This is a genomic window from Parafrankia sp. EAN1pec, from assembly GCF_000018005.1.
Classification (GTDB): Bacteria; Actinomycetota; Actinomycetes; order Frankiales; family Frankiaceae; genus Parafrankia; species Parafrankia soli.
In genome coordinates this window covers 2,640,635-2,663,678 of the sequence record NC_009921.1, presented here as the reverse complement: position 1 = coordinate 2,663,678, position 23,044 = coordinate 2,640,635, and the positions used below count along the sequence as shown (strand labels likewise).

Below are 23,044 nucleotides of genomic sequence, written 5' to 3'. Positions count from 1 at the left end.
CGAGACCGCCGCAAAAGGGCGAGGAGGCGAGGTAGCGAAGAGATAACTGAACTGGCGGAATTCCGATGCCCACCGCCGGGCCGCGGTTTCAAAGGCCCCGCGGCCGGGCTGTGGTTTCAGGGGCCGGCCAGGGCTGCGTGGGACGCCGCCCGGAGGTCAGGCGCCGACCGCGTGGAAGCCGCCGTCGACGTGCACGATCTCGCCCGTCGTCGCGGGGAACCAGTCCGAGAGGAGGGCGACGCAGGCGCGCGCCGCGGGCGTGGTGTCCGCGATGTCCCAGCCGAGCGGTGCCCGGGTGCCCCAGACCTCCTCGAACTTGCTGAACCCGGGGATGCTCTTGGCCGCCATCGTGCGCAGCGGGCCGGCGGCGACCAGATTCACCCGCACTCCGCTGGGGCCGAGGTCCCGGGCCAGGTAGCGGGCGGCGGAGGCGAGCCCCGCCTTGGCGACCCCCATCCAGTCGTAGGACGGCCAGGCGACCGAGGCGTCGAAGTCCAGGCCGACGATGCTGGCGCGCTCGCCGAACAGCGGCATGGTCGCGCGGGTCAGGGACGCGAGCGACCAGGTGGAGACCTGAAGCGCGGTACCGACCTCCGACCAGGCCGCCTCGACGAACGGCTTGCCGCCCAGCACCGATTCCGGCGCGAACCCGATCGCGTGCATCACCCCGTCGAGGCCGTCGACGTGCTCGAGGACCTTCGCGGAGAGCTCGGCGAGATGCTCCTCGTCAGTCACGTCGAGCTCGACGACCGGCGGCTCGGTGGGCAGGCGGCGCGCGATCCGGCGGGTGAGGGACAGGCCGCGGCCAAACCCGGTGAGCACCACGGAAGCACCCTGCTCCTGGGCGATGCGGGCAACACTGAACGCGATGGACGCCTCGGTCAGGACACCGGTGACGAGAACGCGCTTGCCTTCGAGAAGTCCGCTCATGGAGCGTCATCCTGCCAAACATCGCCGGGTGAATCCCGCCAGCCCGGCCGAGATTCGCGCGCCGGCACCCAGCCGCGGGTCACACGGCCCGCGGCAAGGCGGTCACGCGCCGCGCGCGGTGGCGGGATCCGGTGGCCTGCGGGCCCGTGACCAGCGGCGGATCGTTCGCACGACCGGTTCGACGAACCGCGCCGCCAGCGGGCCGAGTACCGCCATCAGCAGGACGTAGCACGCGGCCAGCGGCCCGAGCTGCGGGTTCACTCCGGCGGCGACCGCCAGCCCGGCGATGACGATCGAGAACTCGCCGCGGGCGACCAGCGCGGCGCCGGCGCGGTAGCGGCCCATCGTCGCGATGCCCGCGCGCCGCGCGGCCCACCATCCGGTCACGATCTTCGTCGCCACGCCGGCGAGCGCGAGCAGGGACGCGGCGAGCAGCACGGGCGGGATCTCGACCGGATCGGTCTGCAGGCCGAAGAACACGAAGAACACGGCGGCGAACAGGTCGCGCAGCGGCATCAGCACCTCGTGCGCGCCCTCCGCGACCGGCCCGGACAGTGCGATGCCGACCAGGAACGCGCCGACCGCGGCGGAGACCTGCATGCGCTGGGCGACGCCGGCGACGAGCAGGGTCAGCCCCAGCGACCGCAGCAGCAGGACCTCGTCGTTGCGGTCCACGTTCGGGCTGAAGACGAGCAGGGTGACCTTGTCGCTGTGCCGCAGCGCGACGTACAGGACGGCGACGAGCGCGCCCAGCGCCACCGCGACGGTCAGCGAGCCCCGGGCGAAGGTGTGATGGGCCAGCAGCGCGGTGACCACCGGCAGGTAGACGGCCATCGCGAGGTCCTCGAGCACGAGCACCGACAGCACGACCGGGGTCTCCCGGTTACCGATGCGGCCCAGATCCCCCAGGACCTTGGCGATGATCCCGGACGAGGAGATCGCGGTGACGCCGCCCATGACCACCGCCGCCAGCGGCCCCCAGCCGAGCAGGAACGCGGCCGCCACGCCGGGGACGGCGTTGAGCGTCAGGTCGAGCACCCCGGCCGGGGCCTGTCTTCGCAGGCCGTGCAGGAGCTCCTCGGCGGTGTACTCCAGGCCGAGTGTCAGCAGCAGGAGGATGACACCGATCTCGGCGCCGATCTCGATGAAGTCCTCGCTGGCGCCCAGCGGCAGGACACCGCCGTGCCCGAAGGCGAGACCACCGATGAGGTACAGCGGAATCGGTGAGATACCGACCCGCAACGCGAAATGGCCGAGCACTCCCAGTGCGAACAGCACCGCGCCCAGCTCGAGGAAGATCCTCGCCGTGTCGTGCACGTGTCGTCGGTCGCCCGTTCCCCGTCAGCCAGCGCGCAGCAGCTGGGCGACGGCGGCGGTGTTCTCCGGGGTACCGACGACGACCACGACGTCCCCGGGGTGGAACTGGAAGTCCGGGCGCGGCGACGCGAGGACCTGGTGATCCCGGACGACGGCGACGATGGACGCGCCGGTGCGGGTACGCGCCTGGGTGTCGCCGAGTATGCGGTTCGCGTACGGGGAGCCCGCGGTTATCTCGATCTGCTCACCGACGAGGCCGGCGAACGCGCGCGAGATGTCGGCGAGCTTCTCCACGATGTGCGGAGCGCCGAGCAGCTCGGAGAGCACGTCCCCCTCCTCTGGGGTGAGTGTTATCGACTCGCGGGATGCGTCCGGATCCTCCGCATCGTAGATGACCAGGTCACGACGTCCGTCGTGGCGGCTCACCACGCCGAGCCGGCGGCCCGAGCGGGTACTGAAGTCGTGCCGCAGCCCGATCCCGGGCAGCGGGGTCTCCTCGACGTCCACTTCTTCCTGAGCCTCCGTCAGCGCTGACGCGTCGTTCCGGGAGGACGCCGACCGGGCCCGGGACACCCGGTCGGGCACTGACGCCCCCCCGCCGCCCGCCGGGCCCGCCGCCGGTCCCGCTTCCGATCGTCACAGTAGCCCGCCGGGGACCGATCGGCCCCGGTCCGTCCGATCCGGGCACCCGGCAAACCCGCGGAACCGGCACCGCACCGGTCCGGTCCGGTCCGGCCGGCCGGACCGGTGACGTGATGTCGACAGCCTTTGTGCCACCCGTGGGGCCACGAGGTGGCGCAAACTGCAGGTGGAAGCAAGCTGCAGGTGGACGTGGTCGGAAACCGGTGTCCCGCCGTCCGGCGGCGTGCCCAGGCGGCGTGTCCCGGCACCGCCCGGACGGGCCGTCCGAAAGCGGGCGGCGGGTTCGGGCGGCAGTCAGCGGGAACGCCGTTCGCACAGCGGGCCGTTGCACGTGCGGAGGACGTGGGCCGCCGGCGGCACCGTGCCACGCGCAGGAACAGGCGCCCGGACAGGCTCCGAGACAGGCCCCGCTCCGCGGGCCCACGACGCAGGCCCGGTTGCGGGCCGGGAAGACGGCATCGTGCTCAATCGAAGCGCACGGCTGGCCCGGCGAGTCGCCCTCACGATCCTGGGGCTGGCGGTGCTCGGCCTCGGCGTGGCGATGCTCGCGCTGCCCGGCCCCGGTTTCCTGGTGGTCGCGCTCGGGTTCTTCATCCTGAGCCTGGAGTACGAGTGGGCCCGGCACCGGTTCGAGCAGGCCCGGCAGAAGGCCGCCGACCTGGCCGACCAGGCCGCCGCCAACGCGTTCTCGACGGCGTTCACCGTCGTGTTCGGCATCGGGATGATCGCCGCCGGCATCGTCTGGATCGTCGTCGACACGCTGCCCGCGTCGTCGCCGTGGTCGGGCGGCAGCCTGATCTTCTCCGGGCTGGTGGTGCTCTCGACGATGTTCGTGAGCCTCTGGCAGGCCCGGCAGGCCCGCGAGGCCGGGCTGCCGACACCGGCCGAGCTGATCGAGCAGCGCGAGCACGCCGAGAAGCTCGAGCAGGACGGGGAGTCCGAGCAGGACAGGGAGTTCCAGCACGGCGGGAAGCCCGAGCACGGCGTGAACTCCGCGCCCGCCGAGCCGAGCCGGCAGCGGGCTACTGGCCCTGCGTGAACTCGCTGATGCCGATCACCTTCGGCCGGCCCTGCACGCACTTGTAGATCGCCGCCTTGTCAGCCGAGGATGCCTGCGAGATGTCGTAGCGCAGCGGGTAGGCCCGGCTGGTCGCGAGGTTGTCCGTGTCGGGCGGCTCCTGGCGCGCTCCCCCGACGGTGGGGCAGGCGGCGCGGACCGCGTCCTTCTCCGCGGCCGTCGCGGCGGGGTCGAAGTACACCACCGCCTCGACCTTGAGCGGCGGGCCGTCGATCACCGCGTACACGCCGAACACGATCAGCCCGACCGTCGCCAGCCCGCCCAGGACCACCGCCGCTCGGCGCCGCGGATCGGTCAGGTACCCGATCGTCTGGCGGATCCAGTGCGGGGGGGCGGACGTCGTCATCAGGCGATTCCTGTCACAGCGGGGCACGAAATCTGGTCCGGCGGGCGCCACGGAGCGGCGTACACCGGGACCCTCAACGTATTCCGCCGGACGGGTCCGTAAGGTGAACGACCTTGTGCGGCACAGCACGGTAGCCGGCCCTGGTAACTAGGAGAGAACGTGCCATCCCTGATCGAGGATTACGCGCTGATAGGAGACACTCACTCGGCGGCGCTGGTCTCCCGCGACGGCTCGATCGACTGGCTGTGCCTGCCTCGGTTCGACTCCCCGGCCTGCTTCGCCGCGCTGCTCGGGGACAACGAGTCCGGCCACTGGAAGATCGCGCCGGTCGAGCCGGTGATCGGGGTGAGCCGCCGCTACCGCGGCGACACCCTGGTGCTCGAGACCGACATGACCACCGCGTCGGGCATCGTCCGGATCGTCGACGCGATGTTCCCCCGGGCGGGGGCGCACGTCGTCCTGCGGCTGGTGGAGTGCCTGCAGGGCACCGTCCGGCTCCGGTCGGAGACCCGCTTCCGGTTCGACTACGGCTCGATCGTGCCGTGGGTGCGCCGGCTCGACGAGCACTCGGTCGCCGCGATCGCCGGCCCCGACTCGGTGACGCTGTGGACCACCGCCCCGATGGAGGGGCACGACATGGCCACCTACGCGGAGTTCAGCGTCTCGGCCGGGCAGTCCGTCCCGTTCTCGCTCACCTGGCGGCCCTCGCACGAACCGGCGCCAGCCCCGCAGGATGTCCGGCGGATGATCTCGCAGACCGAGGCATGGTGGTCGGACTGGATGGCCGGCTGCACCTACGACGGCCAGTGGCAGCCGGCGGTCCGCCGGTCGCTGATCACCCTGAAGGCGCTCACCTACGCCCCGACGGGCGGCATCGTCGCCGCGGTCACCACCTCGCTGCCCGAGCACATCGGCGGCGTCCGCAACTGGGACTACCGCTACTGCTGGCTGCGCGACGCCACGATCACCCTGCTGGCGCTGCTCGACGCCGGCTTCACCAGCGAGGCGACGGCCTGGCGGGAATGGCTGCTGCGCGCCGTGGCCGGCGACCCGTCCCGGGTGCAGATCATGTACGGCGTGGCCGGGGAGCGGCGGCTGCCCGAGTACGAGGTCCCGTGGCTGCCGGGCTACGAGAACTCCTCCCCCGTCCGGGTGGGAAACGCCGCCGTCGACCAGTTCCAGCTCGACGTCTACGGGGAGGTCCTCGACGCCCTGCACGTGGCCCGCGTCGCGGTGGCGAACCGGCGTCCCGGCTCGGCCCGTGACGGTTTCCTCGCGGGGATCCACTCCTCCGAGGACGACGGCCGGGACGGCTCCTGGCAGCTGCAGACCAAGCTCATGGACTTCCTCGAGACCGGGTGGCGCAAGGCCGACGAGGGCATCTGGGAGGTCCGCGGGCCGCGCCGGCATTTCGTCCACTCGAAGGTCATGGCCTGGGTGGCCGCCGACCGGGCCGTCCGGGGGATCGTGGAGTCCGGGCTACCCGGCCCGGTCGAGCGGTGGTCGGCGCTGCGGGACGAGATCCACCACGAGGTGTGCGCCCGCGGGTTCGACTCCGACCGCAACACGTTCACCCAGTTCTACGGCTCGAAGGAGCTCGACGCGGCCCTGCTCTACATGTCACTCGTCGGCTTCCTGCCGGCGACCGACCCACGGGTCGTCGGCACCGTCGCCGCCATCGAGCGCGAGCTGATGGAGGACGGCTTCGTCATGCGCTACCCGACGGCCGAGGACGGCGCCGTCGACGGCCTGCCGGCCGGGGAGGGTGCCTTCCTCGCCTGCACCTTCTGGCTGGCGGACAACTACGCGCTGTCCGGGCGGGTGCACGAGGCGCAGGAGCTGTTCGAGCGGCTGCTGGCGCTGCGCAACGACGTCGGGCTGCTGGCCGAGGAGTACGACCCGCGGCTGGGCCGGATGACCGGCAACTTCCCGCAGGCGTTCAGCCACGTCCCGCTGGTCAACACCGCGCGCACGCTCACCGATGCGCTGCGCGGCCGGCCGCGCTCGCGCACCGACCGCGCGCACCCGCCGGGCCACTTCTTCGGCTGACCATGGCACCGGCCGCCGGCCGGGCCGGCACCGGTCACGGACGGTGTACCGGGATACTGGAGCGCAGGTCGACGAGTGGAGGCGGGGCACGGGTGGCGGAGCGGATCGCGGTCATCGGCGGCGGGATCCTCGGGCTCGCGGTGGCACGCAGGCTCGGGCAGGTCGTGCCCGGATCGACGGTCACCGTGTTCGAGAAGGAGCATGACGTCGCCCAGCACCAGACGGGGCGCAACAGCGGCGTCGTCCACGCGGGCCTCTACTACAAGCCGGGCTCGCTGAAGGCGACGCTGTGCCGCCGCGGCGTCGGCCTGCTGCGCGAGTACTGCGAGGCCCGCGGCATCCGCTACGAGGAGTGCGGCAAGGTCGTCGTGGCCGTCGACGACAGCGAGCTGGGCCGGCTCGACGACATCGCGCAGCGGGCGACGGCCAACGGCGTGCCCGACACCCGCATGCTTGACGCCACCGAGCTGCGCACGATCGAGCCGCACGCCCGCGGGGTCGCCGCGCTGCACTCCCCGACCACGGCGATCGTGGACTACCCGGCCGTCGCCCGGGCGCTGCGCGCGGACATCCTGGACGCGGGCGGCGCGGTGCGCACCGGCGCCGAGGTGATCGGCGTGGACGACGGCCCGGCGGGCGTCCGGCTGCGGCTGCGGGTACGCGGCTCCGCGCCGGTCGCGCCGAACGGGAACCACCACACGGCGGCGGTCGACGGCGGGACGGTCCGGGTGGTGTCGGAGTCGGTCGGCCCGTTCGACCGGCTGATCTCCTGCGCCGGCCTGCACTCCGACGAGGTCGCCGCGCTCACCGGAGAGGACAGCTCGCCGCGGATCATCCCGTTCCGCGGCGACTACTGGCTGCTGCGCCCCGAGCGGCGCAACCTCGTCCGTGGCCTGATCTACCCGGTGCCCGACCCGCGCTACCCGTTCCTGGGCATCCACCTCACCAAGCGGGTGGACGGGGAGATCCTCGTCGGCCCCAACGCCGTGCTCGCCACCGCCCGCGAGGGCTACACGGTGGGCACCGTCGACCGGGGTGACCTGCGGCAGACCCTGTCCTGGCCGGGCTTCCAGAAGATGGCTAAGACGCACTGGCGCACCGGCGCCAAGGAGATACTGCGCACCGCCAGCAGGCGCGCGTTCGTCGCCGAGGCCCGACGCTACGTTCCCGAGCTGCGCACCGCGGACGTCGTGCGGGGCCCGGCGGGAGTGCGGGCCCAGGCCGTCGCGCGGGACGGCAGCCTGGTCGACGACTTCGTCCTCGCCGTGCGCGGACGGGTCGTCCACGTGCGCAACGCCCCGTCCCCGGGTGCGACCGCGTCGCTGGCGATCGCGGAGCACATCGTCGCCGACGCGGTACCCGAACGCACGTCCTGACCGTCAGGGCGTCCCACCCGGTCCCACGGCAGGGCTGGCGCTGAGGGCGGCGAGCACGGGGAGCAGCACGGCGCAGGTCGGCGTGGGCACCCCGAGCCGCCCGCCCGTCCGGACGACCGCTCCGAGCAGCGCGTCGTGCTCCAGCGGGCGGCCCGCCAGCCGGTCACGCAGCATGGACGTCCCCGCGCCGGGCGGCTGGTGGCCCAGCCGGGCGAGCGTGCGCTCCGGGGCGTCCGCGGCTATGCGCGCGCCGGCGGCCCGGGCCACCGAGGCGGTCTCCCGCATGACCGCCAGCGCGAGCTCGCCGACATCCGGGCGGGCGAGCACCTCGAGACCGCGTGCCGTCAGCGCCGTCAGCGAGTTCGCCGCGCTGTTGCTGAGCAGCTTCGACCAGGCGGCCGTGGCGAAGTCGGGGACGAGCCGGACGTCGCCGGGCGGCAGCACCCCGGCGAAGCGCTCGCCCAGCGGGCCGTCGGGTACCTGCAGCACCCCGTAGGCCAGATGCCGGACCACACCCGGCCGCTCCAGCTCGGCATTGAGGTACACCACCGCCGGCAGGACGGCGTCACGCGGGACGGGTGGGCTGACCCGCTCGGCGTGGTCGACCCCGTTCTGCGCGACCACCACTCCGGTCCCTGCTCCCAGGCCGGCATGCAGCCATCCCATCGCGGCCGGGGTCTGATGGGCCTTCGTGGCCAGCACGATCCAGTCCACCGGCCCGCCGAGATCGGCGGGGTCGCGAACCACCGGCAGCCGCAGCTCGGTGACGCCTCCGCCGGCCGCGGGGCCGGCCCGGACGATGCGCAGGCGGTCGAAGCCGCCGCCGCGCACGCAGAGGAGCACCTCGGCACCGGCCTCGGCCGCGCGCGCGGCGAAGTACCCGCCCACCGCGCCGGCACCGACAACCGCGACCCGGCGCCGCCCCGCCGCCGCGCCACGCGTACCGGACGGGCCGGGCGGGAGCACCCGCCCCTGGAGCACCGCGGCGTCCCGCGCGGGCACGACGTCCATACGCAGAGCCTGCCACCATCTCGCGGGTCCGCCGACCGGTCGGGGCTCACCCGTCCGGTGCCTGGCGACCGGATCCGGCCCGGCCCGGCCGGGCAGCTGCGACGCTGACCACATGGAACCGCGCCGGAGGACGATCCCCGCCCTCGATGCCGACCGGGCCCGCCTGAGCCGCGGGCACGCCGTCGTTCCGGAACCCGAGATCGGCCGTCGCTGGCGCGCGGCGCGGGCGCGGGCGGGCGTCGTTCACCTGGACGCCGCCGCGGCCGCCCGGCCGAGCATCGCGACCGTCACCGACCAGACCGACCACCTGCGCCAGGAGAACCTGGTGGGCGCCTACATCGCCGAGATGGAGGCCGCGGAGGTCCTCGCCGGCGCTCGGGCCCGGCTCGCGACGCTGCTGGGCCCCGGGCTCACCGCCGACGACGTGGTCTTCCAGCATTCCGCCAGCACCGGATTCGCCGCGCTCCTGGCCGCCTGGCCACTGCCCCCCGGTTCCCGCGTCGGCGTCGTGCCCGGGGAGTACGGGTCGAACCTGCTGCTGCTGGCGACCCGCGCGGCCCGCGACGGCCTGGAGCTGGTCGAGCTCCCGGTGGACCCGCTGGGCCGCATCGACCTCGACCGCCTCGACCGCGTGCCCGGCCCGGCCCGCCTCGAGGACCTCGCCCTGGTGACGTTCCCGCACGTCCCGAGCCAGCGCGGCGTCGCGCAGCCCGCGGCGGAGGCGGCGGCCCGCTGCGCCGCCGCGGGCGTCGATCTGATCCTCGACGTGGCCCAGTCGCTCGGCCAGGTCGACCTCGCCGGCATCGGGGCGGCCGCCTACGTCGGTACCTCACGCAAGTGGCTGTGTGGCCCCCGCGGCGCGGGCTTCACCGCGGTGCGCCCGGACGTCGTCGACCGCCTCGGCCCCGGGGCGCCCAGCCTCCACTCGGCCCACCCCCACGACCTGCGGGCCCATCCCGCGCTGCCCGCGCGACCGCTGCCGGGCCCATCCCGGATGGCGGTCGGCGAGGCGGCGGTGGCGAGCCGGGTCGGGCTGGCCACCGCGCTGACCGAGCTGCTGGCCGAGGACCTCGGCGCGATGCGCGACCGGATCATCGCCCTCGCCCGGCACGCGCGCCGCACCCTCGACGGAGTCGCCGGCTGGCGCCTCGGCGAGGAGGCCGACTCCCCCACCGGCATCGTGACCCTGCGCCCACCGGCCGGTGTCGATCCGCTGGCGGTCTGCCGGGCGCTGTACGTCGAGGCCCGGATCCTGACCAGCCCGGTCCCGGCCGGCCGGGCACCCGAGCTGACCGCACCGGTGCTGCGGGCGAGCACGCACGTCTACAGCAGCCCCGCGGAGATCGAGCAGCTCGCCGAGGCCCTCGACAGGTGGGGCCGCCCGGGGCCGTGACGGGCCGCCGCCGGCAGCCCGTCAGCCGACAACGCCCGCTGACCCACCGAGACGGACACCGTCAGCGATCACATGATAACGATGATGACGGACCGCACTCGCGGCCACCGACAGCTACCGCAACGCTCGCCACCCACGGTCCGTAGTCGAATTCGAGCCACCCGTAAGATCGGCTGGTAGGTGCGACGGCAATGATCGGCCCAGTGCTGCTTCTCCGGTGCGACACCCGCCCCGAGACCCGCCACCACCCGGTCGCGGACGGCACGGTCGGTCACCGAACTGGACCGGAATGCCCGCCGGACCTGATGCGTCCGGGAACCTGTTGGTAACGCCAGGTGCCGGTCTGCTGAAATAGCTGCGTTGCAGGCAAGGTGTCCGGTGGCGTTCCGGTGGGGGGACGGACACGTCACGCGTATGCCCGACGGCGGGCAGAACGGGAGCGACGTGACCCACAGCGCAACACAGCGGGAGTCGACCACGCGGTGAGCAGGCTCATCTCGGTCGCCGCTGTCGACGACCACCCCATCGTGCTCCGCGGCCTCGCCGACGTCATCGAAGGGCTCGACGGCCTCACCCTTCTGGCCACGGCGACGTCGATCGCCGAGCTGCTGGCCGGCCCGGGCCGGAAGGCGGACGTCGTCCTGCTCGACCTCGACCTCGGCGACGGCTCGGAGGCACCCGACAACATCCGGAAACTCACCGGCATCGGCGCCTCGGTGATCGTCTTCAGCGCGCTCGGCGACCCTAAGGCCGTCCGCGGCGCGATGCGCGCGGGCGCCGTTGGCTTCGTCACCAAGACCGACGACGTTGGCGAGCTGGCCACCGCGATCCGCGCGGCCGGGGCGGGGACCGGCTGGGTCTCACCCCAGCTGGCGTTCATGCTCCTGACCGACGAGGCGCCCGACCGGCCGACGCTGTCACTCAAGGAGCTGGAGGCCCTGCGCCTCTACGCGACCGGTATGCCACTCAAGACCGTCGCCCGCAAGATGACCGTCTCCCCGGAGACCGCGAAGCAGTACATCGAGCGGGTGCGGGTGAAGTACCGCAAAGCCGGCCGCCACGCCGACACCAAGATCGATCTCTACAAGCGCGCGAAGGAGGACGGCCACCTCGACTGACCGGAGCCGCCCACGTGCCGCGCCCTCAGACCACTCGCATCCCAGCGCACTCGCGGCGAATCGCTCGACCAGACGGTCTCCCTCCGAGCGCCGACACGACGCCGCCCCATCCCGACGCGCCCTGTGCCACGCAGGGAGCACCCTGTTGCCACGACCCCACAGCCCCACCGGCAGGACGGGCCCGTGCACCTGTGGGCCGGGCGCAGTGGGCACCGGCCCGGGCGGCCGGTGCCCACTGCCCGACGCACGCCGGATCCCCGCGTCCGGCGCACGCCTCGCGCCGTCCCTGCCCGATGGAACGCGCGCTTCGGGCCAGCGGGTGTGATCGGACGCCGGCCCCCCGGTCCGAACGTCCCACCCCCCGTCACCCGCCGTGCCGTCACAGAGTCTGCCAAGACGGGGCTATTCCGTCATGACCCCAAAGACATCCTCGGGCTGACCCCCGTACGGGGGTCAGCCCGCCGGGGTGAACCCGCAGCCGCGCACCTGATCCGGGTTACCTCTCCAAGGTCCCCCGGTAATGCCCTGAGAACAATCAGGGAAAATCACCGCGGTCGCCCGTCGGGCAGAGATCGGCTGCCCTGTCCCCGGCTGATGCAGCCGCGGCCACGCGGCGGCATGGACCGCGCCCGCATACCGTTCGGCTCGACGCCAGGCGCTCAGTCCTCGGCAACCGCCGCTGGGGCGGTCAGTCCTCCATGACCGCCGCGGGGCGGGCCAGTGGGGTGTAGCGCACGAGCACACCGACGAGGACCAGCACCACCCCGCTGAAGCTGATCACCCACAGGCCCGGACCGAGGTCGGTAGTTGCGTCGAAACCCGTCCCGAAGAGCAGGCCGCCTCGGCGGAAGCGGGCGACGTCGACGACGGCCGTGAGGATCAGCATGAGGCCCGCGATCACGGCAAGCATGCGGCCCCAGTCGACACGCCGCCCCGCCAGCAGCAGGCCCGCCACCATCGCGAGGATCCCGAGCACCATCGTGAGCTGGCCGTGCTGGTCGGGATCCGTGCCGTGGATGGCGAACTCCACGATGCCGAACGCGCGCACCGTGGCCCACGTCATCGTCGAGCCGATGACCGCCGCGCCCCCGGCCAGGACCACCAGCGGCGGGCAGAGGATCGCCAGCAGGCGCCGCAGTGAGCGCGCCGGGGCGGCCCCCGGGCCCGCCGACCCCGGGCCGGACGCTCCCGGCCAGGCGGCGTCCACGACGTCAGCGGCCCGCGGGACGGTCTCGGCGCCGTTGCTCGCCGGGACGCCTGGCGATGTCTCACCCGCGGCCCACCGGCCCCAGACCACCACGGCTCGCCCAGCCTCCGGCTCGGCCGACGGCCTGCCCCAGCGGGGATCGGCGGTGGCCTCTGCCGCGGCCCGCCAGGCCGCCAGGCCCGCGTCGACCCGTGATCTGTCGTCCGGCGTGACGTTCTCGCCGCCGGACGGACGGGCCCACGGGCTCCGCTGCCGATGCTCGCCCACCCGGTCCTCCCGCCGTCCACCACCGAAGCCCTGGTGCCGGTCGGGCCGGCGGGTGGGCGCGGCATCCCCGCGCCCCGTGACGGTGGTACCACGCGCGGACAGCGGCCGCATGCCGCCCATCGCAACGGCACACGGCCCGCTGGGCACCTCACGTTCTCCATGTCGCTTACGATAGAACACATGTTCGAGTTCCGGTCGCGGACGATGTGGTCTCCTCGGCGGGCGCAACGGCGCCGCCGCCGGCCGCGCATGGCCGGTCAGCTGGGCCGCTACCGCCCGGACCGCGGGCGCGCCACCGCGGCCAGCGCCACGAGCCCGGCCACCAGAGTCACGACCACGCCGATCTGCGGCCGGACGGCTATCACATCGGCGGAGATGGCCCGAAAGGACGACAGGGACGGCGGTCCCAGCGCGAGATCGAACCCGGAGACGAGCACGAGCAGCAGCGCCGACGCCCTCGCGACGAGGAGATCGGCCGCCGGCCCGGCCGGACCGGCCCCGCCCGCCCGGCGGCCACGGCCGCGCAGCGACGCCAGGCCGATCAGGGCCATCACCAGCCCGGTGACGAGCGTCAATCGCCCGTCACCGACGGTGATGCCGGTGAACGTGCGGGTCTCGTCCCCGCTCGTCAACGTGCTCCAGGGAAGGAAGGCGGCCACCGCCGCCACCGCCCCGCCGAGCGCGAGGAGGGCCATGTCCCGGCGGCTGCGCACCGCCATCGGCGCGGCGGCGGTGCGGTGCTCGCGGCGGGTCTGCCCGGCACGGTTCCCCAGATCCTCCACCGGATCCACCGCCGGGCCGGAGTCCGCGGCCGGGCCGGGGCTCGGGGCCGCCGGCCGGGGCTCCGCCGGTCGTTGCCGATCGGTCGCCGCGCGCTCCCCCGCGGACGGCTGCCCGCGCCCGGTCGTGTCCGAGGTCCGATGCGGCGCGGCGTCGGGTGTCCACGCCGGATCGGCGGACCGGCCGGGATCGTCCGGTCGTCCCGGCTCCGCGGGCCGCCCCGGGTCGGCCGTGCCCGGCACCGCCGTGCCCGGGTCCGGTCGATCCTGGCGCTGCCGGGTCGCCGGCTCGGCGCCGCGGCCGGTCGCGGGACGCACGAAGCCCGTGGTGGGGGGCGAGTCCGGCGGGATGCCCGGGTCCGCGTCGAACGTCCGCCCGCCCGTCTGCTGCTCGGGCACGGCAGGGGCGCTCGACTCCGCGTCCGGCCCCGATGTGGGCCGCCGGCCGGCCAGGCGGCGCAGGTCCACCCGCATGGTCGGCGGATCGAGGGCCTCGCGGGCGGTCGTGGACGGTTCCGTGTGGGTGGGCTTCGCCGCCGGCGTCGCGGATGTCGCGCGAGCGGACCGCGCACCGCCACCGCCCGATCCGGCGGACCGCGCGGTCCCGGTCGGCCTGACCGACTGTGACGGCGCCGCGCTCTGCGACGGGGCGGACTTTGGCGGCGCGGCCGGCGAGGAGGGCACGGCAGTGGACGGCGCCGCGCCCGACGCCGTGCCTGTCGATGCCGAGGATGTCGATGGCCGCCGGTCCCCGAGCGGCGCCGCGGGCTGGTCGGAACCGCCACCGGCCGCCTCGGGGGAATCCGTCGCGCCCGCCGACGCCCGCTCGAACCACGTCGGGCGGTCCTCGCCCGGTGTCCGGGCCGGCGCCGGGCTGGACCGCCACGTCGGCGCCACCGGAGAGGCCGGCGAGCCCGAACGCGCGGACGGATCAGCCGACCGCGTCTGGCTCCCCGGCGCCGTGTGCCATGTGGGCGGCCCGGTGGGCCGGGCTGGCGGGACGGGCGGCGCCGGCGGAGTGGGCGGCGGGGTCGGCGGCGTCGGTCGAAGCGATCGGGACGACGGCGTTGTAGCGGACGGGCGCGGAGCGAACAGCGGCCGGGGACGCTGGTCTTCGTCCGGCCCGCCGGTGGCCCGATCTGCCGGCGCCGGCGGGGTCGTCTGGTCCGTCGAAGGCGCGGACGTCCCCGCCGCGGCGCGGGCCGATGGTTCCCTGGCACCGGGCGGATTCGAGCGGTCCGGAGCCGCGCCGGGCTGCCCGCCCGGCTGTGCCGGCTGGTTCGGCGCACCCGTCCCGGTGTTCCGCGGAACCGCCGGGGCCCGGCGGGCAGCCGGTGCCGGCTGTCCCTGGTAGGGGCGCAGAGCGTCCCGGGCCGGGGGTGATTCCGGGCCGGAGTCGGGCTGCCCGCGGCCGGCACCCGTCGCCGGAGCGGGAGGGGGACGCAACGTCTCGGGGCGGTTCACCGATCCCGCCGCCGGGGATGCCGGCCGCAGCGGCGAGGGCCACGCGGACCGCGCGGAGCCGGGCGCCGCGGAACCGGAGGACGACGTGGCGCCAGAAGACGGCGAGGCGCCGGAGGAGGGCGCGGGCGAGCCGGGCTTCGGAGCTGAGGCCGGCCTCCCAGCGCTCGGCGCCGAGGCCGGCGTCGCCGGCTTCCCGGAACCCGGCGGCCGAGTCGATCCTGGGTTCGCCGGCGCCGCATTCTGCGGCCCCGGGCTCTGCGACGCCGGGCTTTGCGACGCCGGGCTTTGCGTCCCTGCGCCCTGTGGCCCTGCGCTCTGTGGCCCTGCGCTCTGTGGCCCTGCGCTCTGTGGCCGTGGATTCTTCGACGTCGGTTCCGGTGCGGCCGGCTTGGCGGACGCCCGCGACTTCTCCTGGCCCGCGGACGTGGCGGGCGGCTTCGTCGCGGCGTGCGGCGTTGCCGGCGTCGTGGCCGCAGGCCTGGCCGGCGGCGCCGCTGATGTGGCCGACGCCGACGAGGCTGCCGACGTGGCAGGCGTGGCCGGGCCGGACGGTTTCGTGCCAGCCGCCGGCCGCGCCGCCGTGCCCTGGCCGGCGGGCCCGGACGAAGGCGGGCGCGCGGGTGGTCTTGGCGGAGGAGGTGGCATCGCGGGCCTGACCGGCGCCGCGGGCTTCACCGGCCCGGCAGGCGCCGCCGGCTCACCGGGCTTGGCCGGCCCCATGGGCTTCACCGGCCCGGCGGGCTTCACCGGCGGCGCCGGGTTCATCGGCCCGGCGGGCTTCACCGGCGCCGCGGGTCCCGCGTGTGTGGTGGGTGCCGGGCTACCGGGTGCCGATGGCTTCTCGGGCGTGCCTGGCCGTGCCGGCGGTGCCGCCTGGGGCGATGCCGGCTGCGTCCCGCCGCGGGCGGACGTCCCGTCGCGAGGTGGTAGGCGCACACCGGGGCGGGTCGGTGCCACCGGGCGGGACGGGTTCGCCGGAGGCGGCGGTGCGGCTCCCGGCCGTCCGCCGCGCTCCGGCGCCGAGTCACGCCCCGATGCAGGGGGGCGCCGATCGCCGGATCCCGGTCCGCGGTCGGCGGGCTGGCGGTCAGCCGGGCCCTCGGCGCGTCCGCGGTCGGCCGGTTGGCGGTCGGGGGCTGGAGCGGAAGCGAACGCGGGCGGGCCGCCCGGGCGGGGACCGCCGGATCGGCCACGCTCACCCGGCGGCTCCGCGGCGGGCACCGGCTTCTCGGCCGGGTCGCCCTGGTCGGCCATGCACTCACTCCTGACGCGCAGCGCTTCCATCCGGTGCCCTGACGGGCTACCGGCGAACCGGGGCGACGGTATCCGTCCGTGCTCTGACCGACGGAAGGCGGCCCGGGTGAATCGTCCTACTTCGCCCAGACATACGAGAGCGGGGCCGGTCGGATCGACCCGCGCGAAGCGGCACGGATGACACGCCGGAGACGTGGTTCACGGTCGCACCCGGACGGCGCCGTCGTGGAGCCGCTGGGCGGGCGCGCCGACGCTAACGGATGGGATCGCGCGGAACAACCCCGCGCCCGCGCGTCGGCCCACTTCCGTGCCCGTGCACAGGCTTCCCGTCGGCGCAGGCGGCGCCAGGAGGGAACGCGGCGTCACCATGGACCCGGCCCACACGGCCCGACGCACAGGACCTATTACACACAGCAGTGTCACTCGGACGTCGGCTACCATACCCGCACAGTGTGTCCCTGCCAGGCGACAGGCGTGGTCGACGCGCCCGAGCTCCGAGTTCCTCAGGAGCCTGTTCTGAATCCTGCTTTCGATCCGCGAACCGCGTCCCAACCGGGTATCGGGGGGAGAACCCCTCGCGCGATACCGGTGCTGGTCGGCGCGCTCCGCGCAAAGCGCCGGGTCGATCGTTCCTCCCCCCGCGAAATGACGATCGAGGGCATTTTCCAGAACCGCGCCCGGGCGTCCGGCAGCCGGCGGAGCCACCGGCCGCCCGCCAGCCGGGCACGCTGTTCACGCTGCACGGCCCACACCCGATGATTGGGAGGATTCCCGTGTCGACGTCCAAGGCCGTCTCGACGGACCTGTCCGTGACCCGGAACTACGTCCGCGACGGCAAAGTGATGCAGATCGCGACGTTGGCGGGTGACGGCGAGCCCGCCGTCTGCAACCTCTGGTACGCGAGCTCGTTCGAACCGGACCGTCTGTTCTTCATCTCCAGGCCCGACCGCACCCACTGCAGGAACATCAGAGCCGATCGTCGGGTGGCCGGCGCGATCGTCACCATCGAGCTCGACGGGCTGGGCCAGGAGGTCCAAGGCGTGAGCTTCGCCGGTACCGCGGAGGAGGTACCGGTGGCGGAGGCCGACGCACTGCTGCCGATCTATCACGGGCGGTGGCCGCAGGGCAGCGAGCTGGCGAACGTGGAGATGATGCTGGCGGACGGTAACGCCCACCGGCTCTACGAGATCCGGGTCGACCGCTGGATCCTCTTCGACGAGATCAACCATCCGGACGACCCCCGGCGCGTCATCGACTTCGCCCGGGCGGGCTGACCGGACGGCGGCTCGTCCCGGACGGCAACTCGTCCCCGACCACGGCTCGTCCCGCACCGCGGCGGCCCGCGGCCGCAAGCTCGCCGCTCAGCAGTTGTCGTCGTGCCCGGCGCCGAAGGTGCAGCGCGGGAAATGGGGTGGCGGGCGGCCGCGGGCCACCGGGCTCCGGCCCGGTGGCCCCGCACTGTTCGTTCCGCCACGGCCGGCCCCACCACGATCGTGCCGCTCCAGCCCGCCACGGGCCACCGATCGCGAGCGACCGGCGGCGGCACTCCCGCGGCGGGCACGGGCCCGCGGGCCCGGTCAGACCGCCTCGCCGATGCGGTGCACCCGCATCGCGTTGGTCATGCCGGCGACGCCCGGCGGAGTACCGGCGACGACGACCACCAGCTCGCCGGGCCGGCAGTGCCCGACCTGCTGCAGGGCCGTGTCGACCTGCCGGACCATCTCGTCGGTGCTCTCCGCGAACGGCACCAGCACCGTCTCCACACCCCACAGCAACGCCATCTGGCTGCGCACGCTGGGAATGGGGGTGAAGGCGATGACGGGCACCGAGCTGCGGTATCGGATCAGCCGCCGGGCGGTGTCCCCGCTGAGGGTGTGGGCCACCAGGTAGCGGGCACCGACCGCCTCCCCGACACTCACCGCCGCCTGGGCGATCGCGCCGCCGAGGGTGCGCGGCGGGGTCCGCAGCGGGGGGATGCGGCCGAGATCCGCCTCGGCGGTCTCGATGATCCGCGCCATGGTCGCGGCCGACTCGACCGGATACGACCCGACACTGGTCTCGGCCGAAAGCATGATCGCGTCGGCACCGTCCAGCACGGCGTTGGCGCAGTCGCTCGCCTCCGCGCGGGTCGGCCGGGGCGCGCTCACCATCGACTCGAGCACCTGGGTGGCGACGATGACCGGCTTGGCCCGCTCACGCGCCTGGCTCACGGCCCGCTTCTGGACGAGGGGGACGTCCTCGAGCGGCAGCTCGACACCGAGGTCACCGCGGGCGATCATGAGGCCGTCGAAGGCCTCGATGATCCCGTCGAGCTCGTCGACGGCCTGCGGCTTCTCGATCTTCGCGAGGACGGGAACCCGGATCCCGACCTCGTCCATGATCGAGCGGACGGCCGCGTAGTCCTCGGCGGACCGGACGAACGACAGCGCGATCATGTCGACGCCGAGCTCGAGCGCGAAGCGCAGGTCGTCGGCGTCCTTCTCGGACAGCGCCGGCACCGTCAGCGCGGCGCTCGGGATGTTCATCCCCTTGTTGTCGCTGACCTTGCCGCCGATCACGACGGTGGTGCGGACGTCGGTGTCCTCGACCCCGTCGATCCGCAGGTTCAGCCGGCCGTCGTCGACGAGGATGGTGTCCCCGGCGGCGACGTCCCGGGTCAGGCCCGGGTACGTGGTGCCGACCTGTTCCTGATCTCCCAGGACGTCACGGATGGTGACGGTGAAATGCTGCCCGGGCAGCAGGGTGACCCCGCCGTCGGCGAACCTGCCGAGGCGGATCTTCGGCCCCTGCAGGTCGGCCAGGATCCCCACGCTGCGGCCGGCGGCCGCGGCCGCCTCGCGCACCAGGGCGTACGCAGCGGCGTGCTGCTCGTGCGTTCCGTGCGAAAAGTTGAGCCGGGCAATGTCCATTCCGGCGTCGACGAGGGCCCGGACCATCTCGGGAGAGTTGGTGGCCGGGCCGAGGGTGCAAACTATCTTGGCTCTTCGTGGCACGGTCAAAGCCTAGGTAACGAACGCCCGGGATAGGACATGGGCCCTGGTGACACACTCGATCCGGCGGTTCTGGGCCACTTAGTCCCGAGAGGTTCTGTGACCGTTTCGCACCCGGGCGTTCGGACACATGCTGCGCGCAAGGGCACAGCAGGCGTACCTTCGCATGGTCCACCCGCAAGAGCGGGTGAAGCGACAGTTACGGGAAAGCTGGCAACGGCGCCGCACGATCCCGGACGTCCAGACCGCGGCATGTTACCGCCCTGAAACAACCTGGAGCCCGGCCATGACCAACAATCCCGCAATTCACCGGCGGCCTTCCGGCGACGTGGACATCGCGCTGCCCCACGAGGCCCTCGAGCCCGACACCGCAGCCACGGACACCGTGTCACTGGACGCGGCATCCGTGACAACCGGTTCGCCGACCGGCCCGGCCGGTGTGACCTCCGTCGCCCAGGCGGCCTGAGCGGCAGTCAGCGCGCGGCCGGCAGGGCCGCCACCCCGCCGTTCGGCGGGTCGAGGGTGACGCGGGCACCGGAGCTCCAGTCGGCCGGCGGCCCGGTCACCCCCGCGGCAGCCGGGGTACCCGCCTCGCCCACCTCTCCCACGACGGCAGCATCGGCGGCATCGGCGGCGGCCCGCGAACCCGGCCGCCCGCCGGTCCCGGCGTCGTCCTGCGTAGCGAACTGGGTGTGGTGAAGCTCGGCGTAGAGGCCGCCGAGGGCCATCAGCTCGTCATGGGTGCCGCTCTCGGCGATCCGCCCACCGTCGACCACGAGGATGCGGTCGGCCCGCCGGACGGTCGAGAGCCGGTGGGCGATCACCAGCGACGTGCGCCCGGCCAGCGCCGCGGTCAGCGCCCGCTGCACCGCGGCCTCCGACTCGCTGTCCAGGTGGGCGGTGGCCTCGTCCAGGACAACCACAGCGGGCTCCTTGAGCAGCAGCCGGGCGATGGCCAGCCGCTGCTTCTCACCGCCCGAGAGCCGGTATCCACGGTCCCCGACGACCGTGTCCAGCCCGTCGGGCAGGTCGCGCACCGCCCGGCCGATGTGGGCCGCGTCCAGCGCCGCCCACATGCGCTCCTCCGTCGCGTCGGACCGGGCGAACAGCAGGTTGGCCCGAATCGTGTCGTGGAACAGGTGCGCGTCCTGGGTGACCACGCCGACGGCCGCGCGCAGCGAGCGGCCGCTGACCGCACGGACGTCGAGCCCCCCGATCCGGACCGCGCCGTCCCGGGCGTCGTACATCCGTCCGACGAGTTGGCTGATGGTGGTCTTCCCCGCGCCGGACGGGCCGACGAGCGCCACGAGCTCACCGGGGCCCACCTGGAAGGTGACGTCGTGCAGCACCGGCTCCGGCGTCCTGCTGTCGAGCACGGCCGTGGACTCCAGCGAGGCCAGTGACACCTCGGTCGCCGCCGGATAGCGGAATCCGACATGGTCGAACTCGACGGCCACCGGCCCCGCCGGCAGCTCGACGGCGTCCGGCGCGTCCTCGATCGCCGGCCGCAGGTCGAGAACCTCGAAGACCCGCTCGAACGAGACCAGCGCGGTCATCACGTCCACGTGCACGTTGGACAGCTGCGTCAGCGGGCCGTAGAGCCGGGTGAGGTAGGCGGTGAGCGCGACGATCGTGCCGACCTCGAGGCTGCCCCGGGCCGCGAAGGTACCGCCGACGCCGTAGACGATCGCCGTCGCCAGCGAGGCGACCAGCGTGAGGGACACGAAGAAGATCCGCCCGTACATCGCCTGGGTCACGCCGATGTCACGGACCCGCCCGGCGCGGCGGCGGAAGGTACGCACCTCACGGTCGGGCTCGCCGTAGAGCTTGGTGAGCATCGCCCCGGCGACGTTGAACCGCTCGGTCATCATCGTGTTCATCTCGGCGTTGAGGCCGTAGCTCTCCCGCGTCAGCGCCGCCAGCCGGGGCGCGAGCAGGCGCGCCGGCACGACGAACACGGGCAGCAGCACGAGCGCGACCACGGTGATCTGCCAGGACAGGCTGATCATCGCGATCAGGACGAAGGCGACCGACAGGATGTTGGACAGCACGGCGGACAGCGTGTTCGTGAACGCGGACTGCGCGCCGAGGACGTCGTTGTTCAGCCGGGTGATGAGCGCGCCGGTCTGGGTGCGGGTGAAGAAGGCGATTGGCTGGCGCTGCACGTGGTCGAACACCTGCGAGCGCATCTCGTAGATCAGGCCCTCGCCGATGCGGGCGCTGAACCAGCGCTGACTCAGCCCGAGCAGCGCCTCGCCGACGGCGAGAGCCGCGACCACCCCGGCGAGCGTCTGGACGACCCCGGCCCGGCCGGGCACGATCCCATCGTCGATGATCGCCTTGAAGAGCAGCGGGGTGACGGCGCCGGTCGCCGCGCCGAGCACGATGAGGACGCCGAAACCAGCGAGCAGCCGGCGGTAGGGGCGGGCGAAGCCGACGATGCGGCGGACGGTCCCCGGGCGCAGGCTGGCCCGTGTCACCGAGCGGTCTCGTTGGAACGAGCGCATCGTGGACCAGTTGTCGACCGCAGTTCTCATGGAGCCTCCGACGCACCGCTACGTGTTACTACGTAACGGTGTAAGCGAGGGTTTGCTAGCCCGCATTCCCGGCGGTCGTGGCGAGGACCCGCGCGAGGGCGTCGTCCTCCGCCGCGCGGCGCTGGATGCCCGACCGCTCGCGGGCGCCGGCGAGCAGCGCCTTCGTCTCCGCGCTGACGTCGGGCGGCACCGCGAGCAGGCGGTCCACCAAGCGGCCGACCTCGGCGTCGAGGTCCCGGCGGGGGACGACGAGCGCGGCGAGGCCGAGCCGGAGCGCGTCCCGCGCGCCCACCGGCCTGCCGGTCAGACAGAGCGCAAGCGCGCGGGCGTAGCCGACGGTGTCGACGAGGGTACCCGCAACGCCCAGGCCCGGCACGCGACCGGCCGTGGCCTCGGTGAGGCACAGGGATGCGTCCTCGGTCAGTACCCGCAGGTCGCAGGCGAGGGCCAGTGCCAGCCCCGGGCCCGTCGTCGGCCCGGCGGAGACAGCGATGCTGAGCAGGTCCGGCCGCTCGGACAGCCGGCGCGCGACCCGGGACCACGTGGCGAGGTTCCGCCCGGCCGCGACCCCGCCGGCGGATGGGCCGGCCGTCGGGCCGGTCTGGTGGCCGACCTCGTGATCGGCTCTGTGTTCGATTTCGTGGCTGGTCTTGTGGTCGACCTTGTGGTCGACCGGAGCCGACAGACGGTGTACGGCGTTCACGACGACGACACGGACGTCGCCGCGCAGGTCGCGCAGGATGCCGTCCATCGCCGCGGCGATGGACGGGAGGGTGGGCGTGTCGCCCACCCAACCCGACACATCTTCACTCACAGTGAGCGAGACGCAAGGGCCAGCTGCGAGTACGCCCAGCCCGGCCGCCGCCGGGTCGGCGGCGGCCGGCATGCTCATGGTCAGGCGCTTTTCTTCTTGGTACCCCGGGTCGCGCCCCCACGTCCGCGCAGCGTCGTGCCCGACTCGGACAGGATCCGGTGGACGAACCCGTACGAACGACCCGACGACTCGGCAAGCAGGCGAATGCTCTGCCCGGACTCGTACTTCTTCCGAAGTTCGGCAGCGAGCTTGTCCCGCTCCGCCCCGGTGATCCGGGTTCCTTTCCTAAGCTCGGCCAATGTGGCCCCCTCCGTGTTCGATGATCTGCGAACCGATCTTCACCCAGCTTCGGTGTCCGCGCCACTCGAAGCCCGTGTGATCCATCACACGCGGTGGTGCAGTCGCCGGGACAGCCTCGCACGCGTCCGAGGCGCACGCCGACGAGCCGACTCCGAGCAGTCACATAGCCCCT

19 protein-coding genes are annotated in these 23,044 nt (G+C 73.8%); 8 read left to right on the top strand and 11 right to left on the bottom strand.

Annotated features, from left to right (window positions below; genetic code table 11):
• Positions 1-156: 156 nt before the first annotated feature.
• The 3 genes from fabI to FRANEAN1_RS10895 all read right to left on the bottom strand — a co-directional run bounded on the left by fabI (position 157) and on the right by FRANEAN1_RS10895 (position 2,754).
• Entirely contained in the window at positions 157-930 is a 774-nt protein-coding gene (gene fabI / locus FRANEAN1_RS10905) for an enoyl-ACP reductase FabI (protein ID WP_020459827.1), read from the bottom strand.
• Positions 931-1,032: 102 nt separating this feature from the next.
• Positions 1,033-2,247 (bottom strand): cation:proton antiporter, encoded by a 1,215-nt coding sequence (locus FRANEAN1_RS10900; protein WP_020459826.1) that lies wholly within the window; start codon positions 2,245-2,247, stop codon positions 1,033-1,035.
• 24 nt (positions 2,248-2,271) lie between these two features.
• A complete protein-coding gene (locus FRANEAN1_RS10895; RefSeq protein WP_198145619.1) occupies positions 2,272-2,754 on the bottom strand; it encodes a cation:proton antiporter regulatory subunit in 483 nt (160 codons plus the stop codon).
• 595 nt (positions 2,755-3,349) lie between these two features.
• Between FRANEAN1_RS10895 and FRANEAN1_RS10890 the strand changes: the two genes are divergently transcribed.
• The gene (locus tag FRANEAN1_RS10890) at positions 3,350-3,928 is read left to right on the top strand and encodes a PGPGW domain-containing protein (RefSeq protein ID WP_020459824.1); all 579 of its coding nucleotides are present in this window, start codon (positions 3,350-3,352) and stop codon (positions 3,926-3,928) included.
• Here FRANEAN1_RS10890 and FRANEAN1_RS10885 read toward each other — a convergent pair.
• Entirely contained in the window at positions 3,912-4,313 is a 402-nt protein-coding gene (locus FRANEAN1_RS10885) for a hypothetical protein (RefSeq protein WP_020459823.1), read from the bottom strand. The two genes, FRANEAN1_RS10890 and FRANEAN1_RS10885, sit on opposite strands and share 17 nt — an antisense overlap.
• Before the next feature lie 159 nt (positions 4,314-4,472).
• Between FRANEAN1_RS10885 and FRANEAN1_RS10880 the strand changes: the two genes are divergently transcribed.
• Complete coding sequence (locus tag FRANEAN1_RS10880) at positions 4,473-6,362, top strand: glycoside hydrolase family 15 protein (RefSeq protein ID WP_020459822.1); 1,890 nt, start codon at positions 4,473-4,475, stop codon at positions 6,360-6,362.
• 92 nt (positions 6,363-6,454) lie between these two features.
• Positions 6,455-7,738 carry an L-2-hydroxyglutarate oxidase gene (locus FRANEAN1_RS10875; RefSeq protein WP_020459821.1) on the top strand — a complete coding sequence of 428 codons (1,284 nt, stop codon included), beginning with the start codon at positions 6,455-6,457 and terminating at the stop codon, positions 7,736-7,738.
• Between the two features lie 3 nt (positions 7,739-7,741).
• On the opposite strand, the gene FRANEAN1_RS10870 is transcribed toward FRANEAN1_RS10875, so the two are convergent.
• Complete coding sequence (locus tag FRANEAN1_RS10870; protein ID WP_020459820.1) at positions 7,742-8,749, bottom strand: 2-dehydropantoate 2-reductase; 1,008 nt, start codon at positions 8,747-8,749, stop codon at positions 7,742-7,744.
• A gap of 112 nt (positions 8,750-8,861) precedes the next feature.
• Between FRANEAN1_RS10870 and FRANEAN1_RS10865 the strand changes: the two genes are divergently transcribed.
• Complete coding sequence (locus tag FRANEAN1_RS10865) at positions 8,862-10,142, top strand: aminotransferase class V-fold PLP-dependent enzyme (RefSeq protein ID WP_020459819.1); 1,281 nt, start codon at positions 8,862-8,864, stop codon at positions 10,140-10,142.
• Between the two features lie 482 nt (positions 10,143-10,624).
• Positions 10,625-11,260: a response regulator transcription factor gene (locus FRANEAN1_RS10860; protein WP_020459817.1), complete on the top strand. Its 636-nt coding sequence runs from the start codon at positions 10,625-10,627 to the stop codon at positions 11,258-11,260.
• Positions 11,261-11,948: 688 nt separating this feature from the next.
• On the opposite strand, the gene FRANEAN1_RS10855 is transcribed toward FRANEAN1_RS10860, so the two are convergent.
• On the bottom strand, positions 11,949-12,881 hold the full coding sequence (locus FRANEAN1_RS10855; protein ID WP_020459816.1) for a hypothetical protein: 933 nt from the start codon (positions 12,879-12,881) through the stop codon (positions 11,949-11,951).
• A 122-nt stretch (positions 12,882-13,003) separates the two neighbouring features.
• Positions 13,004-13,981, bottom strand: coding sequence for a hypothetical protein (locus tag FRANEAN1_RS36930; protein WP_157472536.1), 978 nt, complete (start codon positions 13,979-13,981; stop codon positions 13,004-13,006).
• A 4-nt stretch (positions 13,982-13,985) separates the two neighbouring features.
• On the opposite strand from FRANEAN1_RS36930, the gene FRANEAN1_RS36925 reads away from it, so the two are divergent.
• Together FRANEAN1_RS36925 and FRANEAN1_RS10845 are read left to right on the top strand one after the other, a co-directional pair.
• A complete protein-coding gene (locus tag FRANEAN1_RS36925) occupies positions 13,986-14,867 on the top strand; it encodes a hypothetical protein (protein WP_157472534.1) in 882 nt (293 codons plus the stop codon).
• A 2,137-nt stretch (positions 14,868-17,004) separates the two neighbouring features.
• A complete protein-coding gene (locus tag FRANEAN1_RS10845; protein WP_020459813.1) occupies positions 17,005-17,505 on the top strand; it encodes a pyridoxamine 5'-phosphate oxidase family protein in 501 nt (166 codons plus the stop codon).
• Positions 17,506-17,808: 303 nt separating this feature from the next.
• On the opposite strand, the gene pyk is transcribed toward FRANEAN1_RS10845, so the two are convergent.
• Positions 17,809-19,224, bottom strand: a complete 1,416-nt coding sequence (gene pyk, locus FRANEAN1_RS10840; RefSeq protein WP_020459812.1) for a pyruvate kinase — start codon at positions 19,222-19,224, stop codon at positions 17,809-17,811.
• Between the two features lie 283 nt (positions 19,225-19,507).
• On the opposite strand from pyk, the gene FRANEAN1_RS10835 reads away from it, so the two are divergent.
• Complete coding sequence (locus tag FRANEAN1_RS10835) at positions 19,508-19,687, top strand: hypothetical protein (RefSeq protein WP_041253997.1); 180 nt, start codon at positions 19,508-19,510, stop codon at positions 19,685-19,687.
• Between the two features lie 7 nt (positions 19,688-19,694).
• On the opposite strand, the gene FRANEAN1_RS10830 is transcribed toward FRANEAN1_RS10835, so the two are convergent.
• From FRANEAN1_RS10830 to FRANEAN1_RS10820, 3 genes are read right to left on the bottom strand one after another with little or no spacing between them, the layout of a single operon-like run.
• The gene (locus tag FRANEAN1_RS10830) at positions 19,695-21,758 is read right to left on the bottom strand and encodes an ABC transporter ATP-binding protein (protein WP_020459810.1); all 2,064 of its coding nucleotides are present in this window, start codon (positions 21,756-21,758) and stop codon (positions 19,695-19,697) included.
• A 55-nt stretch (positions 21,759-21,813) separates the two neighbouring features.
• Complete coding sequence (locus FRANEAN1_RS10825) at positions 21,814-22,650, bottom strand: enoyl-CoA hydratase/isomerase family protein (RefSeq protein ID WP_020459809.1); 837 nt, start codon at positions 22,648-22,650, stop codon at positions 21,814-21,816.
• Positions 22,651-22,652: 2 nt separating this feature from the next.
• The gene (locus FRANEAN1_RS10820; RefSeq protein WP_020459808.1) at positions 22,653-22,871 is read right to left on the bottom strand and encodes a helix-turn-helix domain-containing protein; all 219 of its coding nucleotides are present in this window, start codon (positions 22,869-22,871) and stop codon (positions 22,653-22,655) included.
• Positions 22,872-23,044 lie beyond the last annotated feature (173 nt).